14 protein-coding genes are annotated in these 15,791 nt (G+C 62.6%); 1 reads left to right on the forward strand and 13 read right to left on the reverse strand.

Annotated elements, in window-relative coordinates:
- Nucleotides 1-192: 192 nt before the first annotated feature.
- From NKI73_RS11895 to rimP, 10 genes are all read right to left on the reverse strand, one after another.
- Entirely contained in the window at nt 193-1,212 is a 1,020-nt protein-coding gene (locus NKI73_RS11895) for a class I SAM-dependent methyltransferase (RefSeq protein WP_352629727.1), read from the reverse strand.
- A 72-nt stretch (nt 1,213-1,284) separates the two neighbouring features.
- The gene (gene pnp / locus NKI73_RS11900; RefSeq protein WP_352629728.1) at nt 1,285-3,432 is read right to left on the reverse strand and encodes a polyribonucleotide nucleotidyltransferase; all 2,148 of its coding nucleotides are present in this window, start codon (nt 3,430-3,432) and stop codon (nt 1,285-1,287) included.
- 277 nt (nt 3,433-3,709) lie between these two features.
- Nucleotides 3,710-4,084 (reverse strand): 30S ribosomal protein S15, encoded by a 375-nt coding sequence (gene rpsO / locus NKI73_RS11905; protein WP_274533684.1) that lies wholly within the window; start codon nt 4,082-4,084, stop codon nt 3,710-3,712.
- 77 nt (nt 4,085-4,161) lie between these two features.
- Nucleotides 4,162-5,256 (reverse strand): magnesium/cobalt transporter CorA, encoded by a 1,095-nt coding sequence (gene corA, locus NKI73_RS11910; protein WP_352629730.1) that lies wholly within the window; start codon nt 5,254-5,256, stop codon nt 4,162-4,164.
- Nucleotides 5,257-5,301: 45 nt separating this feature from the next.
- The gene (gene truB / locus NKI73_RS11915; RefSeq protein WP_352629732.1) at nt 5,302-6,315 is read right to left on the reverse strand and encodes a tRNA pseudouridine(55) synthase TruB; all 1,014 of its coding nucleotides are present in this window, start codon (nt 6,313-6,315) and stop codon (nt 5,302-5,304) included.
- On the reverse strand, nt 6,315-6,740 hold the full coding sequence (gene rbfA, locus NKI73_RS11920; RefSeq protein ID WP_352629734.1) for a 30S ribosome-binding factor RbfA: 426 nt from the start codon (nt 6,738-6,740) through the stop codon (nt 6,315-6,317). Before rbfA ends, truB begins: the two co-directional genes overlap by 1 nt.
- Nucleotides 6,741-6,864: 124 nt before the next feature.
- Nucleotides 6,865-9,435 carry a translation initiation factor IF-2 gene (infB, locus tag NKI73_RS11925; protein WP_352629736.1) on the reverse strand — a complete coding sequence of 857 codons (2,571 nt, stop codon included), beginning with the start codon at nt 9,433-9,435 and terminating at the stop codon, nt 6,865-6,867.
- Complete coding sequence (locus NKI73_RS11930) at nt 9,432-10,082, reverse strand: RNA-binding protein (RefSeq protein WP_352629738.1); 651 nt, start codon at nt 10,080-10,082, stop codon at nt 9,432-9,434. The genes infB and NKI73_RS11930 overlap by 4 nt, the downstream gene beginning before the upstream one ends.
- 38 nt (nt 10,083-10,120) lie before the next feature.
- A complete protein-coding gene (gene nusA, locus NKI73_RS11935) occupies nt 10,121-11,716 on the reverse strand; it encodes a transcription termination factor NusA (RefSeq protein WP_352629740.1) in 1,596 nt (531 codons plus the stop codon).
- A gap of 49 nt (nt 11,717-11,765) precedes the next feature.
- A complete protein-coding gene (gene rimP, locus NKI73_RS11940; protein ID WP_352629742.1) occupies nt 11,766-12,410 on the reverse strand; it encodes a ribosome maturation factor RimP in 645 nt (214 codons plus the stop codon).
- Between the two features lie 560 nt (nt 12,411-12,970).
- Between rimP and NKI73_RS11945 the strand changes: the two genes are divergently transcribed.
- Nucleotides 12,971-13,138 carry a hypothetical protein gene (locus NKI73_RS11945; protein WP_352629745.1) on the forward strand — a complete coding sequence of 56 codons (168 nt, stop codon included), beginning with the start codon at nt 12,971-12,973 and terminating at the stop codon, nt 13,136-13,138.
- A gap of 65 nt (nt 13,139-13,203) precedes the next feature.
- On the opposite strand, the gene trmB is transcribed toward NKI73_RS11945, so the two are convergent.
- The 3 genes from trmB to NKI73_RS11960 form a co-directional block, all read right to left on the reverse strand.
- The gene (trmB, locus tag NKI73_RS11950) at nt 13,204-13,905 is read right to left on the reverse strand and encodes a tRNA (guanine(46)-N(7))-methyltransferase TrmB (protein WP_352629747.1); all 702 of its coding nucleotides are present in this window, start codon (nt 13,903-13,905) and stop codon (nt 13,204-13,206) included.
- Nucleotides 13,906-13,928: 23 nt separating this feature from the next.
- The gene (gene metK, locus NKI73_RS11955) at nt 13,929-15,194 is read right to left on the reverse strand and encodes a methionine adenosyltransferase (RefSeq protein WP_352629748.1); all 1,266 of its coding nucleotides are present in this window, start codon (nt 15,192-15,194) and stop codon (nt 13,929-13,931) included.
- Nucleotides 15,195-15,363: 169 nt separating this feature from the next.
- Nucleotides 15,364-15,783, reverse strand: coding sequence for a helix-turn-helix domain-containing protein (locus tag NKI73_RS11960; RefSeq protein WP_352629751.1), 420 nt, complete (start codon nt 15,781-15,783; stop codon nt 15,364-15,366).
- Between the last annotated feature and the right edge of the window lie 8 nt (nt 15,784-15,791).

Raw genomic sequence — 15,791 nt, forward strand, 5'->3', positions numbered from 1 at the left:
GCTTCGTCGGCTGTGCTTTGCTGAATGTCGTTTTGTGGGGAGGACTGGCGCTCATTTCGCCTCCCCCTCCACCTAGCGCGTGGGAGCACTACATCGACTTGACTGGCGTGCTGGCCATAGTCGCCATTCCAGCTGTCGCAATTTCTGCGATAGCCGGTGTCCTCTTCAGCAAATTGAAATCGTCGCGGCGCTTTAGCGGCGCGCCGACAATATCTTGAACATGCCGTCGCGAGCGAGTTCGGCATGGCTCGAAAAGGCTGCCGACAGGATCGGCTCATAAGGAAGCTGGCGGTTGGCGACCATGAACAGCCGCCCGCCGGGTTTCAGGGCCTTGGCCGCCGCGCGTATCATCCCGGCCCCGATCTCGGGCTCGGCCGCACGGCTGCGGTGAAACGGCGGGTTCATGGCGATCGCGTCGTAGCGCTTCTCGACCGGTTCCTTCAGCAGATCGGTCCAGAAGAAATTCCTGGCGATCGACTGGCTAACCCCTGCCAGATTGAGCTTCGCGGCTTCGAGCGAAGCGAAATCGGCCTCATGGAGGTCGAGCGCCAAAATGCCGGGTGAACGGGCGGCGATCTCGGCGGCCACATAGCCCCAGCCGGCGCAGAAATCGGCAACGCTGCCACGCAGATCATTGGGCAGGTTCTCGACCAGCAATCTCGAGCCGGTATCGATCCGGTCGAAGGAAAACATGCCGGGCGCGGTATGGAACCGGCCTTCGACCAGCAAGGCGGGATTGGCGGCATGCAATTCTTCCGCGGCGGCCAGATCGGCGGGACGGCGAAACCAAAAGGCGATGCCGTGATATTTCGGCAGATGACCTTCAAGCGGCACAAGCTCGTCAACGCGCTTGCGCAGGCTGGCAATGCCATCGTCCTTGCCGCCGGCAACGACGACCAGGCCGCCTGGCGCCACGCGCTCAAGTGCCTGCGCAATGCGCACTTCGTTCAGCCCGCGATGCCTTCCGGCTAGCACGAGTGCCATATCAAAACCGTCGCCTTCCGCTTGTGCGGTGACGATGACGCCGGAGGTCTGCAGCGCGCGAAAATGCGGCCGGAAGCCTTGCACGAGATGAAGCGCGGCCTGGAAACCTTCGGGCAACCGAAAACCCGGTTCGGCGCCGAGAAAGAGAACGCGCTCACCCTTCTGCGGCAAGGCGACAGCCTCGGCCTCGAACGGATGAAAAAGCGTCTTCAACGCCTCAGCAGACATTCCCATGCCCCCTTCAAATGAAAACGGGCGCGACCTACCGGCGCGCCCGCTTCGATTGTGTGTTCAGGCCGATCAGGCGGCGTTTTCTTCGCCTTCGGTCTTCTTGTCGCGGGCGAGTTCCTTGCCGGTGGCCTGGTCGACGACCTTCATCGACAGGCGGACCTTGCCGCGCTCGTCGAAGCCCATCAGCTTGACCCAGACCTTGTCGCCTTCCTTGACCACGTCCGAGGTCTTGGCGACCCGGTCGTTGGCAAGCTGCGAGATGTGGACGAGGCCGTCACGCGGACCGAAGAAGTTGACGAAAGCGCCGAAGTCGGCGGTCTTGACGACCGTGCCTTCGTAGATTTCGCCGACTTCCGGCTCGGCGACGATGGTGTGGATCCACTTCTTCGCCGCCTCGATCTCCTTGGCGTTGGACGAAGCGATCTTGACCGTGCCGTCGTCCTCGATGTTGATCTTGGCGCCGGTCTTCTCGACGATCTCGCGGATGACCTTGCCGCCCGATCCGATAACGTCGCGGATCTTGTCGGTCGGAATGTGCATCACTTCGATGCGCGGCGCGAACTCACCGAGTTCCGCACGCGCGCCGGTCAGAGCATGCGCCATCTCGCCGAGGATATGCTGGCGGCCATCCTTGGCCTGGTCCAGCGCGATCTTCATGATCTCCTCGGTGATGCCCTCGATCTTGATATCCATCTGCAGCGAGGTAATGCCGTTGGCGGTGCCGGCGACCTTGAAGTCCATATCGCCGAGGTGATCTTCGTCACCCAGGATGTCGGACAGAACCGCGAAGCGCTCGCCTTCCTTGATCAGGCCCATGGCGATACCAGCGACTGGCTTGGCCAGCGGCACGCCGGCATCCATCAGCGCCAGCGAGGTGCCGCAGACGGTGGCCATCGACGACGAGCCGTTGGACTCGGTGATCTCCGAGACGACGCGCAGCGTGTAGGGGAACTGGTCGGCACTCGGCAGCATCGGGCGAATGGCGCGCCAGGCGAGCTTGCCATGGCCGATTTCGCGACGGCCTGGCGAACCCATGCGGCCGGTCTCACCGACGGAGTAGGGAGGGAAGTTGTAGTGAAGGAGGAACTTCTCCTTGTACATGCCGGTCAGCGAATCGACATACTGCTCGTCCTCGCCGGTGCCGAGCGTGGCAACGACCAGCGCCTGGGTCTCGCCGCGGGTGAACAGCGCCGAACCATGGGTGCGCGGCAGGACGCCGACTTCCGAGACGATCTTGCGGACCGTGCTCAGGTCGCGACCATCGATGCGCGAGCCGGTGTCGAGGATGTTCCAGCGCACGACCTTGGCCTGGAGTTCCTTGAACACGGCACCGATCTGCTCGGAGGTGTACTTGGCGTCTTCGCCTTCAGCCGGGGCAAACGCGGCCTTGACCTTCGCCTTGACGGCGTCGACGGCGGCGTAGCGCTTCTGCTTGTCGACGTTCTTGTAGGCAGTGCTGAGCTCGTCGCCGACGATCTTCAGCATCTCGGCTTCAAGGGCGGAATAGTCCGGCGCGGTGAAGTCGCGCGGCTCCTTGGCGGCAACTTCGGCCAGCTTGATGATGGCGTCGATGACCGGCTGGAAGCCCTTGTGGCCGAACATGACGGCGCCGAGCATCAGCTCTTCGCCGAGTTCCTTGGCTTCGGACTCGACCATCAGCACGGCGTCGGTGGTGCCGGCGACGATCAGGTCGAGCTTCGATTCCTGCATCTCATCGACATGCGGGTTGAGCACATACTCGCCGTTGATGTAGCCGACGCGGGCGCCGCCGATCGGGCCCATGAAGGGCACGCCCGAAAGCGTCAGGGCAGCCGATGTGGCAACGATCGACAGGATGTCGGGATCGTTCTCGAGATCGTGCTGGACGACGGTGACGACGATCTGGGTGTCGTTCTTGTAGCCCGCGGCGAACAGCGGGCGGATCGGGCGGTCGATGAGGCGGGAAACCAGCGTTTCCTTCTCGCTCGGACGGCCTTCACGCTTGAAATAGCCACCCGGGATCTTGCCGGCGGCGTAGGTCTTTTCCTGGTAGTTGACGGTCAGCGGGAAGAAATCGAGGCCGGGCTTCGGCTCCTTCATCGAAACGACGGTAGCGAGAACCTTGGTCTCGCCGTAGGTGGCGAGCACCGCGCCGTCAGCCTGGCGGGCGATCTTGCCGGTTTCGAGGATGAGCGGACGACCGCCCCATTCGATTTCCACTTTGTGGTGATTGAACATATCTTGTCCTTAATATGAGGAAAGGGCCGCGCCGTTTCACGGTGCGCGGATGCCCTTTCCCTGGCTTCCTTTCTCGGGCAGCCACGGGCAAGACAACGGGAGGCTCGGGTAATTTCGGCGCGGGCGAGCGCACGAGCGTCCTGCAATCCTGCCCCATGACCGTCCATGGGCGGTTTCGAGTGCCCTCTGCACGATCGAAACCGGGTCTGGCCAGTCGATGCGACTGGCAGAATGCGCGACCGGCGGACTCTCCGAAGAAAGCCCGCCGGTCAATTCGTCAACGGCGCAGACCGAGCTTCTCGATCAGCGTCTGATAGCGCGCGTCGTCCTTGCGCTTGAGATAATCAAGCAGGCTGCGGCGCTGGGAGACGAGAGCGAGCAGACCACGGCGGGAATGGTTATCCTTCTTGTGGTCCTTGAAATGGTCGGTCAGGTTCTTGATGCGCTCGGAAAGGATGGCCACCTGGACTTCCGGAGACCCGGTATCGCCCTTGGCGGTTGCGAATTCACCCATCAATTCCTGTTTGCGCTCGGCAGTAATCGACATCGTGTTTTTCCTTATCTGTTTGAGGAAACGGGTCGCCCTCAGCCGGGATGTCGTCCAGCAGGGGCCGGTGCAGGCAAAGCGTCTTAGCGCTATGCTGCGGCGCATATAGTGCAATTCCCCGGAAAACACCAGCCCAATTCACAAGCCGGCTTTTCAGGCAAAAATGGCCGGTTCTATCCTTGTCAGAGCCATTTCTTCCATTTGAAGAAGGCAATCAGCCCGAACGCGACAAGCGCCATGAACAGAAGCGATAAGGGATAGCCGTAGTACGCCTTCAGTTCCGGCATGTTCCAGGGCGAAGACCCTGGATCGAAATTCATGCCCCAGATGCCGACCAGGAAGGTCAGCGGCATGAAGATGACCGAGACGATGGTGAGATAGCTGATGACGTCGTTGGTGCGCGCCTGGCTCAGCGACAGATGCATCTCGATCAGGCCGGTCAGCATGTCGCGCTGGGTTTCGACCAGTTCGATCAGCCTGAGCGAATGGTCGAGCGTGTCGTTGAGGAAGATCTTGGTTTCGGCCTTCACGTAGGGCACGTCGTTGCGGATCAACGTCGCCAGCGCGTCGCGCATCGGCCACAGCACCCCTTTCAGCACATTGGCATCGCGCCGCAATTCATGCAGCTGCCGCATTTGATGCTTGTGCGGCGAATGCAGCATCTCGTCCTCGATGCTGTCGACCATCTCACCGGCCGACTCGATCGGCGGGAAATAACTATCGACGACGGCGTCGATCAGCGCATAGGCGAGGTAGTCGGCACCGCGCGCGCGCAACCGGTTGGGCGCCGAACTTTCGATGCGCTTGCGCACGGGATTGAAGGGATCCCCTTCACGTTCCTGGAAGGTGACGACGAAGTTGCTGCCGAAGAAGACGGCGATCTGCTCATAGCGGTGCGACGTGACATCGTCGATCATCCTGACGACGACGAAGGCATGGTCCTCGAAGAAGTCGACCTTGGGCCGCTGGCCGGTGTTGACGACGTCCTCCAGTGCCAGCGGATGCAGGCTGAAAATGCGGCCGATCTCCTCGATCAGCTGGATGTTGGCGAGGCCGGTACAGTCGAGCCAGATGACCGGCCATTTGTCGCAATGGGTGTTGAGGTCGTCGATGCTGGCATTTTCGATGGTCTTGAATTTTTCGGGCGAGATCAGCGTCAGCCTGAGTTCGCTGCGCCGCGCCGACGGGTCGGCGATCAACGTGCCCGGCGACGCGCCGACCGGCGGCCGCCGCGTCTTCACCGGCGCCCGCTTCTTGATCGCCTCAGCCTTTGCCATGGAGCCCCTCTAACGCTATGTCCCGCAGACATTAGATGAGTGCGCTCAGCCGGCAAAGACCCGCTTGGGCTTGAACATGCCTTGCTCGATCGCTCCGATGGCGACCAGCTTGCCGCGCGCCGTGGCGCAGGCTTCCTCGGCTTCCACCGGTGCGTCGCGGCCACGAATGATGACCGGATTGCCAAGGCGGATCTTGGTCGCCGCATCGTCGCTGATGGCGATTTGCGGCAGGCAGTCGAGGGCAGCCGATGTATCGACCAGAAGCGCGTCGATGGCGTCGAAGTCGATTGGCGCTTCCACCGCGTCAGCGACTTCTGTCGTGTCGGCGGCTTCTATCGTGTCGGCGACATCCGTCGCCTCCGAGCTGTCTTCATCCTGTACGCCGAAACGGGCGGCTTCCAGCTCGGCGATGGTGACGAAATCCTCCGAGGTGAACGGCTCGACCTCGACCCGGCGCAATTCGGAAATATGGCCGAAGCAGCCGAGGTCGCGGCCCATGTCGCGGGCCAGCGAGCGCACGTAAGTGCCCTTGCCGCATTCGACTTCGAAAACCGTATGGTCGGCGTTGTGCCCGACAATATCGAGCCGGCCGATCTCGACCTCGCGTGGTGGAATATCGACTGTCGCGCCATCGCGGGCCAGATCGTAAGCACGCTCACCCGCGATCTTGATGGCCGAGAATTGCGGCGGCGTCTGCATGATGACGCCGGTGTATTTCGGCAGCAGGGTAAGCACCTCGGCTTCCGACGGCCGCAGGTCGGACTCCTTGGTCACCGGACCTTCTAGGTCATCGGTGGAGCGCTCCTGCCCCCACGCCACGGTGAAGCGATAGATCTTGGCGCCGTCCTGCACGTAAGGCACGGTCTTGGTGGCCTCGCCAAGCGCGATCGGCAGCATGCCGGAGGCGAGCGGGTCGAGCGTACCGGCATGGCCGGCCTTTTCCGCCTGGAACAGCCATTTGATCTTGGAGACGGCTTCGGTCGAGCCCATGCCGACCGGCTTGTCCAGGATCAGCCAGCCCGAGATCGGCCGGCCTTTCTTCTTGCCGCGACGCGCCACTATTCGATGTCCTTGTTGTCGTCTTTGTCCTGGTCTTCAGGACCCAGATCGCGCGCTACCTCGGGCGACTTCAACAGGTCGTTGATCCTGGCGAAATTATCGAAGGAGGTGTCGAGCTTGAAGCGGAACTCCGGCATGAACTTCATCTGCCGCAATGCGCCGGAGACACGGCCACGGACGAATTTCGCATGCTTGTTCAGAGCCTCGACCACCGCATCGGTATCCTTGGCGCCGAGCGGCGAGACGAAAGCCGTGGCGACCTTCAGGTCGGGCGACATGCGCACTTCCGAGACCGACACCACGGTGTTCTCGATCAGCGGATCGATGATCTCACCGCGCTGCAAGGTTTCGGACAGCGCATGGCGCACCTGTTCGGCGACGCGCAGCATGCGCTGGGATGGGGTGGATGCTGTTGGACGGGGCATTTTTCTCAATCCTGAAAGCGTGAAGCGCGGGATGGGACCGCGCCGCATGTCTCATATGGGCCATTCTCAATAGACCTTGGGCGGCGGCCTTTCGACCACCGCCCGTATAAACAGTCACTCCAACTCAGAGCGTCCGGGTCACCATCTCGACGCGGAAGCACTCGATGACGTCTCCGACGCGCATGTCCTCGTAGTTCTGGAAGGCCATGCCGCATTCCTGACCGCCTGGGACTTCCGAAACTTCGTCCTTGAAGCGCTTCAGGGTCTTCAGCGTGCCTTCGTGGATGACGACGTTGTCGCGGATCAGGCGCACGCCCGCACCACGCTCGACCTTGCCTTCGGTGACACGGCAGCCGGCGATCTTGCCGACCTTGGTGATGTCGAAGATTTCGAGGATCTGCGCATTGCCGATGAAGGTCTCGCGACGCTCCGGCGACAGCAGGCCCGACAAAGCCGCCTTCACGTCATCGACGAGATTGTAGATGATCGAGTAGTAGCGGATCTCGATGCCCGCTGCCACAGCTGCGGCACGCGCCTGGACGTTGGCGCGGACATTGAAGCCGATGATCGCGGCACCGGAAGTCTCCGCCAGAGAGACGTCGCTTTCGGTGATGGCGCCGGCGCCGGCATGGACGATGCGCGCACGCACTTCGTCGGTACCGAGCTTGTCCAGCGCCGCGTTGATCGCCTCGATCGAGCCCTGCACGTCGCCCTTGATGACCAGCGGGAATTCCTTCAGCCCGCTCGTCTGCAACTGCGACATCATCTGCTCGAGCGAACCGCGCTGGCCGGCATGCTTGGCAACCGCCTTCTCGCGCGCCAGACGCTGGCGATATTCGGTGATCTCGCGGGCACGGGCCTCGTTGTTGACCACGGCGAAGCGATCGCCGGCCTGCGGCGTACCCTGCAGGCCAAGCACCTCCACCGGCATCGCCGGCGGCGCTTCCTTGATCTGCGTGCCACGATCGTTGACCAGCGCGCGCACCCGGCCCCATTCGTTGCCGGCAACAAGGATGTCGCCTGGCATCAGCGTGCCGGTCTGCACCAGCACGGTGGCGACGGGACCACGGCCCTTGTCGAGCTGGGCTTCGATGACGACGCCTTCGGCGGTACGATCCGGATTGGCCTTCAGGTCGAGAATTTCGGCCTGCAGCAGGATCGCCTCGAGCAGCTTGTCGAGATTGGTGCCCTTGGTCGCCGACACTTCGACGTCCAGAACTTCACCACCCATGGATTCGACGAAGACCTCGTGGCGCAACAGTTCGGAGCGCACTTTCTGCGGATCGGCATCATGCTTGTCGATCTTGTTGATCGCCACGATGATCGGAACGCCGGCCGCCTTGGCATGGCTGATCGATTCGATCGTCTGCGGCATGACGCTGTCGTCGGCCGCAACCACCAGGATGGCAATGTCGGTCGCCTGGGCGCCACGAGCACGCATCGCCGTGAAGGCGGCGTGGCCGGGCGTGTCGATGAAGGTGATCTTGTGACCGTTCTTCTCGACCTGGTAGGCGCCGATATGCTGGGTGATGCCGCCGGCTTCGCCGGAGACGACGTTGGCGTTGCGGATGGCATCGAGCAGCGAGGTCTTGCCGTGATCGACGTGGCCCATGATCGTCACGACAGGCGGACGCGACACCAGGTCCTCGGCATTGTCGGCGATGTTGAACAGGCCTTCCTCGATGTCGGACTCGGCAACGCGGCGAACCGTATGGCCGAATTCGGTAGCAACCAGTTCGGCCGTGTCGGCGTCGATGACGTCGCCCGGCTTCAGGATCTGGCCTTGCTTCATGAAGAACTTGACCAGGTCGACCGCACGCTCGGACATGCGTTGCGCCAATTCCTGGATGGTAATCGTCTCTGGCAGGATCACTTCGCGCATGACTTTCTCGCGCGGCTCATTGTGCATCGCGCGCTTGAATTTTTCCTGGCGTCGACGCATCGACGACAGCGAACGGGCTCGCGCATCTTCGTCGGACAATGCTGAATTCAGCGTCAGCTTGCCACGGCGGCGGTCTTCCTCGCTCTTGGTCGGCTTGGCCGGGCGCGCCACTTCGGGCGTGACCGGACGGCGCACCGGCACACCGGCACCGGTCCGCTTCGGCTTGACCTGTTCCTCGTCATCGGTCGTCGCCAGTTCGGCGGTCAGCGGCGCGCGGCGGCGCGCCTCTTCCTCGGCCCGACGGCGGGACTCGGCCTCGGTCTGCAACCGCGCCTCTTCCTCGGCCTGGCGGCGTGCGGATTCATCGCGTTCGCGCTTGCGGCGCTCTTCATCCTCGGCACGGCGCTTGGCATCCTCGGCGGCGCGCTGACGGTCCTCGACCTCACGAACCTTCGAGCCCTCGAGCGCCCTGCGGCGTGCTTCCATTTCACTGCGCGACAGTTCGTTGAGCACCATGCCGCTGCGCTCGACCGGGGCCGGTGGCGGGGGTGGCGGCGCCTTCGGCGCTTCCTGCACGACGGGTGCGGCCACGACCGCCGGCTTCGGTGTGAAGACGGGGGCTCCAACCGGCTCCGGCTTGTCGCCGGGCATCGAGAACTTGCGCTTCTTGGTTTCGACGACGACCTGCTTGGTGCGGCCGTGCGAGAAGTTCTGGCGCACAGTGCCCTGTTCCATACCGGGGCGCTTCAGCGTCAAGGTCTTCTTCGGCGTCACACTCAGCGTATTGTCGTCACCCGATTTCGTATCGCTCATTCCATATCCTCTGCGGCATCATCTTCGTCAGCAACAGCCGCAAGCATTGCCAGATCGTCCGGGGAACCGCCCCGATACCGGTCGAGCGCAACCATGCGCTTCTGGACCGCCCTGCCCGCGTCTCCCGCGAGAACGGCAGCATGTATCACATTTGTACCCCCCAATGCCAAGCTCAACTCGGCCTCGGAGAAAAGTTTGTAGGCAAGGATAGCAGGGCCGCCGAGATGGACTGTCGCCCGTCGCGCTTGGCTGATCTTGCGCACACCGTCGTCGGACGCCTCGGTCGCGTGAAGCACGAAAAGCGCCAATCCGCCGCGTACAGCGCTCTCGACCTTGGTGGCACCCAGCGCAATCGCGCCCGCCTTGCGGGCAAGACCAAGCATGCCCAAGGCGTATCTGGAAAGCAACCCGTCGACCATGCCGCCAAGATCGAGCGGCACGACCACCTGTGCCTTGAAGGCGCGAGCGAAAAGGTTCTTCGCCGCAGCCTTGTCGATATGTAGGCGGTCGGCGCTCACCCAGCAACCGCGGCCGGGCAAATTTCTCTTGATGTCGGGAACGACAGCCGAATCCGGGCCGACGACGAACCGGATCAATTCATCCGGTTCGGCCTGCCTGCGGGTGACGATGCAGGTGCGATCGTTCATCTCGTCCAAGGGCGGGTTCGGTGCGATGCGGTTTCACCTCACGCACCAACGGCTTCGTCAGCCGATTCTTCTTCGGCCGCAAGCTCGTCTTCGGTGATCCACCCAGCCTTGAGGCGGGCGGCAAGAACCATCTGCTCGGCATCGGCGCGTGTCACGCCATGATTGGCCAGCACGCCGGGGAATACCTTGGTTTCGCCGTCCTTGCGTTCCTTCCAGCCGGTCAGGTCGTCGGCGGCATAGCCGGCAAAGTCCTCGATCGTCTTCACGCCGTCCTCACCAAGCGTCACCATCATGGCAGTGGTGACGCCGGGGATTTCGCGCAGTTCGTCCGAGACGCCGAGCGCCTTGCGCTTGTCGTCGTGTTCGGCTTCGATCTTCTCCAGATATTCGCGAGCGCGGGTCTGGATCTCCGAAGCGGTGTCTTCGTCGAAGCCGTCGATCGAGGCGATCTCGCCGGAATCGACATATGCGACTTCCTCGACGCTGGTGAAGCCTTCGGAGGCGAGCACCTGGCCGACCATCTCGTCGACGTCGAGGGCTTCCATGAACAGCGACGAGCGCTCGACGAATTCCTTCTGCCGACGCTCGGATTCCTCGGCCTCGGTCAGGATGTCGATATCCCAGCCGGTCAGCTGCGAAGCCAGCCGCACGTTCTGGCCGCGGCGGCCGATGGCCAGCGACAGCTGGTCGTCGGGAACCACGACTTCGATGCGTTCGGCATCCTCATCGAGCACGACCTTGGCGACTTCCGCCGGCTGCAGCGCGTTGACGATGAAGGACGCCGCCGATGGGGACCACGGAATGATGTCGATCTTCTCGCCCTGCAATTCGCCGACGACGGCCTGGACGCGGCTGCCGCGCATACCGACGCAGGCGCCGACCGGATCGATCGAGCTGTCGCGCGATATGACCGCGATCTTGGCGCGCGAGCCGGGGTCGCGGGCGACCGACTTGATCTCGATGATGCCGTCATAGATTTCCGGCACTTCCATGGTGAACAGCTTGGCCATGAACTGCGGATGGGTACGCGACAGGAATATTTGCGGGCCGCGCTGCTCGCGGCGCACGTCGTAGACGTAAGCGCGGACGCGGTCGCCGTATTTGTAGTTTTCGCGCGGGATCAATTCGTCGCGACGGATGATCGCCTCGCCGCGGCCGAGATCGACGATGACGTTGCCGTATTCGACGCGCTTGACTGTGCCGTTGACGATCTCGCCGATGCGGTCCTTGTATTCGTCATACTGGCGATCGCGCTCGGCCTCGCGGACCTTCTGCACGATGACCTGCTTGGCCGACTGGGCAGCGATGCGGCCGAAATCCATCGGCGGCAGCTGTTCGGCGATGAAGTCGCCAAGCTGGGCGTCGGGATTGCGCTCGCGGGCCGAGGAAATGGCGATCTGCGTGGCGTAGTCGTCGACCTTCTCGACCACTTCCATCAGCCGCTGCAGCTTCATCTCGCCGGTGTTCGGGTTGATGTCGGCGCGGATGTTGGTCTCCTGGCCGTAACGCGAACGTGCCGCCTTCTGGATCGCATCGGCCATGGCGGCGATGACGATCGACTTGTCGATCGACTTTTCACGCGCGACCGCGTCGGCGATCTGCAGCAGTTCAAGTCTGTTGGCGCTTACAACCATCGTTTTTCTCCAGAGCCTGTTTGCCGGACCTTTGCGCCCGGCAGCTCAATCATAGTTCCTGTTCGTGTTCTTCGGTGGCGTCCGCTTCCGTACCCGACTCATCGTCGTCCGGTTCGCCGCGACGTTTTTTGGCTTCTTTGCGCGCCCTGTTGTCCTTCGACAGGGCATCGCGGATGAGATCGTCGGTCAGGATCAGGCGCGTTTCGGAAATCGCGTCATAAGGGACACGAACCGTCGGCTCCTCGCCATAGGCGGCCTTTTCGCGCTCGATCAGCACATCGTCTTCGCCGGCCTCGACGATCTTGCCCTTGAACCGCTTGCGGTCGGCAACGACGATCGATGTTTCCATCTTGACCAGATGACCCTGCCAGGTCGTGAAATCCGATTTGCGGACCAGCGGCCGGTCGATGCCGGGCGACGAGACCTCAAGGTGATAGGCCTTTTCGATCGGATCATCGACGTCGAGCGCCGGCGACACCGCGCGGCTGACCTCTTCGCAATCCTCGACGGTCATGGTGCCGTCCTCGCGCTCGGCCATGATCTGCAGCGTCAGCCCGTTCTGGCCCGACAGATGCACCCGCACGAGGCGGAAGCCGATGCCGCGCAGAACCGGCTGGACGATCAGCGCGATGCGCGCATCGATGCCGCTTTCGCGGATGATGCGATCGTCGCCCTCGCTTGCCGTTGCAGTCATTGAGATCCTGTCGCTCTATCCGAAGTTATCGGCAGGTAATAAAAAAGAGCGGGACCGGGTGGACCCACTCTTCGTCATACCGACCAAGAATTTGAGGCTGATATAAACGATCGCGGCCGGTGTTTCAAGCCCGCCGTGCGGGTCGCAGGGCAGAGAACTCGGGTTAACGGGTTCCTTCGCAGCCTTCGCCAGCGCGTTGGCTGACGGAGCATCAAACGAAAAACCCGCCTGTGCGGCGGGTTACTGGCGCAAATCAGCACCATGGATGAATATGTACCATAGCTGAGGGCACGGAGTCAAGAAAAAATTCCTATCGTGAAAGGCTGCCGGCACAAAAGTTGCCGACACCGCCGAACGGGCTGTCGTCAGGTTTTTGTTGACCTGAGTTCGGAGCCCTATGCGGGTCGGGCAATGCCGCCGTCGAGGCGGCCGGCGCCAGCATTGCATGGGGCGCATGGCGCCTATGCGGCAACACCCATGTGATTGGGGCTGAACGCGCCTATTTATGTTGCGCTGCACAAATGTGGCCGCGCGCCACTCGTGCGCGAAAGGACATGATCATGAGCAACCGCAAGATATATTCGGCAATCGGCGATTTCTTCACCGTATTCGGCAGCGCCGTGGCCGCCTCACGGGCCGTCGAAGCCGGCCGCAGGCCGCGCGCCAACGACCTGCGCAACCTCGGCGTCGAACCTGCCGCCTTCGACCGTATCGGCCGCCGTTTCTAAGACCCGTTAGCCCCACGCGGGAACGTGAGGTTCCCTTCGAGGCAAAGCGCCCTTCAAGCCACCGGCTATTTCCGAACGAAGGTAAGATAGGCCGGCCGCCGGCCCTCTCGAATGGCCTTCGCCTCGTAACGCGTGCCCGGCCAGCCGTCATAAGGCCGATGCCAGTCCGCCGCCTCCGAAGCTTGCCATACGAACGCGCCATGCGCACGGCAACGCAGCAAGGTCCAATTGACATAGGTGTCGATATCGGACGCAAAGCGGAATTTTGAACCCGGCTTCAGCACACGCGCGAACCGCTCGAGATTGACCGGGCTGACGAAGCGCCGCTTCCAATGTTTCTTCTTCGGCCAGGGATCGGGATAGAGCAGGTCGATGCCGTCGAGCGAGGCTTGTGGCAGCCAATCGAGCAGCCGGGTGGCGTCGTCGTCATAGACCCGCAGATTGGCGAGCGGCTTCTCCCGCACCGCCATCATCATCTTGGCCATGCCGTTGACGAACGGCTCGACGCCGATAAAGCCGATCGAGGGCGCCTCGGTCGCGCGATGCAGGAGATGTTCGCCACCGCCGAAGCCGATTTCGAGGCGAACCGCCGAAACATCGGCTTCAAACAGAGTGGACAGATCGGCCGGCGGCCCGGCCGATAGATCGAGCCGATATATGCCGAAACCGCTTTCCAATGCGGCTGCCTGCTGCGGACGCATAGTCTTGCCGCGCCGGCGACCGAAGAAGGCTTCGGTCGCGCGGCTTGGTCTGTCCTTCGGGGCCATGGCGGGACTTTGCGGCGCCGCTATCAGGCGGCGACCGCGTCCTTGAGCGCCTTGGCGAGGTCGGTCTTTTCCCAGGAGAAAGACCCGTCGCGGCCGGCCTTGCGGCCGAAATGGCCGTAGGACGACGTCTTGGCATAGATCGGCTTGTTGAGATCGAGATGGCGGCGGATGCCGGACGGCGACAGATCCATCACGCTGCGCAGCGCCTCCTCAAGCTTTGCCTCGTCGACCTTGCCGGTGCCGTGCAGGTCGACATAGACCGACAGCGGCTGGGCAACGCCGATGGCGTAGGAAAGCTGGATGGTGCAGCGGTCGGCGAGTTTCGCCGCCACGACATTCTTGGCCAGATAGCGCGCCGCATAGGCCGCCGAACGATCGACCTTGGTGGTGTCCTTGCCGGAGAAGGCGCCACCGCCATGGGGTGCGGCCCCACCATAGGTGTCGACGATGATCTTGCGGCCGGTCAGGCCGGCGTCACCGTCCGGCCCGCCGATGACGAACTTGCCGGTCGGGTTGATGTACCACATGCAGTTGTCGGCGATCTTCAGCTCGCCCAAGGCCTCGCGGATATAGGGTTCGACGACCTTGCGGACCTTCTTCGAATCCCAGCTCGCATCGAGATGCTGCGTGGACAGCACGATCTGCGTCGCCTCGGCGGCCTTGCCGTCGACATAGCGAACGGTGACCTGGCTCTTGGCATCCGGCCCGAGCCTGCCGGCTTCACCGCTGCCTTCGTGACGGGCAGCTGCCAGCAGTTCGAGGATCTTGTGGCTGTAGTAGATCGGTGCCGGCATCAGATCCGGCGTCTCACGGCAGGCATAGCCGAACATGATGCCCTGGTCGCCGGCACCCTCTTCGCCCTGACGGTCGGAGGCGTTGTCGACGCCCTGGCCGATATCCGGCGACTGGCCGTGCAACAAGACCTCGATCTTCGCCGTTTTCCAGTGGAAGCCGGCCTGTTCATAGCCGATTTCGCGGATCGCCTTGCGGGCGACCGATTTGAACTTGGCCGGATTGACGACCGGATGGCCTGCGGCATCCGTGAGGATGTTGCCTGCCTTGTCCTTCTTCAGCAGCGTCTCGGGGACGCGCACCTCGCCGGCGATAACAACGCGGTTGGTTGTCGCAAGCGTCTCGCAGGCGACACGAACTTTCCATGGGTCCATGCCGGTCTTCTTGGCTTCGCGATAGACCAGATCGACGATCTCGTCGGAGATCCGGTCACAGACTTTGTCGGGATGGCCCTCGGCAACGGATTCCGAGGTAAAGAAGTAGTTCTGCCGCGTCACGGGTGTCCCCTCTTGAAAAACGATCGGCAGGCTGCCGACTTTGGCGCGCCACGTGTTAGCGGGGCAAAGCGCCGCTCGTCAAGCGGTGCTTCGGTTCTGGCATGAATGTCGATGCGGTTATCTTGGGCCACCGGCGGCAAGGCGCCGCCGGCCCAAGCGTGATTGCGGATCAGTCGGCATCGTCGGTGGAGAGGGACTTGACCAGGTCTATGATCCGGCGGCGCACCTTGGCGTCGGCGATCTTGACAAAGGCCCGGTTGAGCTGAAGTCCTTCCGGACTGCCGCAGAATTCGACGGCGAAAGCCATCGACGCATCCTCGGCAAATCCACGGCCCGCCACGGCCTCCTGACCGGGCGCATCCTCGAAAAAGAAGGCGACAGGCACGCCGAGGATGGACGCGATCGCCTGCAGACGGCTGGCGCCGACGCGGTTGGTGCCCTTTTCATATTTCTGAATCTGTTGAAATGTGATGCCGAGATTTTCTCCCAGCTTCTCCTGGCTCATTCCCAGCATGTTGCGGCGAAGCCGGATGCGACTGCCGACATGGATGTCGATCGGATTCGGTTTCTTCTTGTTGTCTTCTGTCATTTTTTCCT

The organism is Mesorhizobium sp. M0496, from assembly GCF_040321205.1.
Lineage (GTDB): Bacteria > Pseudomonadota > Alphaproteobacteria > Rhizobiales > Rhizobiaceae > Mesorhizobium.

Excerpts from the sequence above, each read along its gene's own strand:
- corA (WP_352629730.1), bottom strand. The coding sequence starts at position 5,256 with ATGGCAAAGGCTGAGGCGATCAAGAAGCGGGCGCCGGTGAAGACGCGG.
- trmB (WP_352629747.1), bottom strand. The coding sequence starts at position 13,905 with ATGGCCCCGAAGGACAGACCAAGCCGCGCGACCGAAGCCTTCTTCGGT.
- NKI73_RS11945 (WP_352629745.1), top strand. The coding sequence starts at position 12,971 with ATGAGCAACCGCAAGATATATTCGGCAATCGGCGATTTCTTCACCGTA.
- infB (WP_352629736.1), bottom strand. The coding sequence starts at position 9,435 with ATGAGCGATACGAAATCGGGTGACGACAATACGCTGAGTGTGACGCCG.
- rimP (WP_352629742.1), bottom strand. The coding sequence starts at position 12,410 with ATGACTGCAACGGCAAGCGAGGGCGACGATCGCATCATCCGCGAAAGC.
- NKI73_RS11960 (WP_352629751.1), bottom strand. The coding sequence starts at position 15,783 with ATGACAGAAGACAACAAGAAGAAACCGAATCCGATCGACATCCATGTC.
- NKI73_RS11895 (WP_352629727.1), bottom strand. The coding sequence starts at position 1,212 with ATGTCTGCTGAGGCGTTGAAGACGCTTTTTCATCCGTTCGAGGCCGAG.
- pnp (WP_352629728.1), bottom strand. The coding sequence starts at position 3,432 with ATGTTCAATCACCACAAAGTGGAAATCGAATGGGGCGGTCGTCCGCTC.
- rbfA (WP_352629734.1), bottom strand. The coding sequence starts at position 6,740 with ATGCCCCGTCCAACAGCATCCACCCCATCCCAGCGCATGCTGCGCGTC.
- rpsO (WP_274533684.1), bottom strand. The coding sequence starts at position 4,084 with ATGCGCCGCAGCATAGCGCTAAGACGCTTTGCCTGCACCGGCCCCTGC.
- nusA (WP_352629740.1), bottom strand. The coding sequence starts at position 11,716 with ATGGTTGTAAGCGCCAACAGACTTGAACTGCTGCAGATCGCCGACGCG.
- NKI73_RS11930 (WP_352629738.1), bottom strand. The coding sequence starts at position 10,082 with ATGAACGATCGCACCTGCATCGTCACCCGCAGGCAGGCCGAACCGGAT.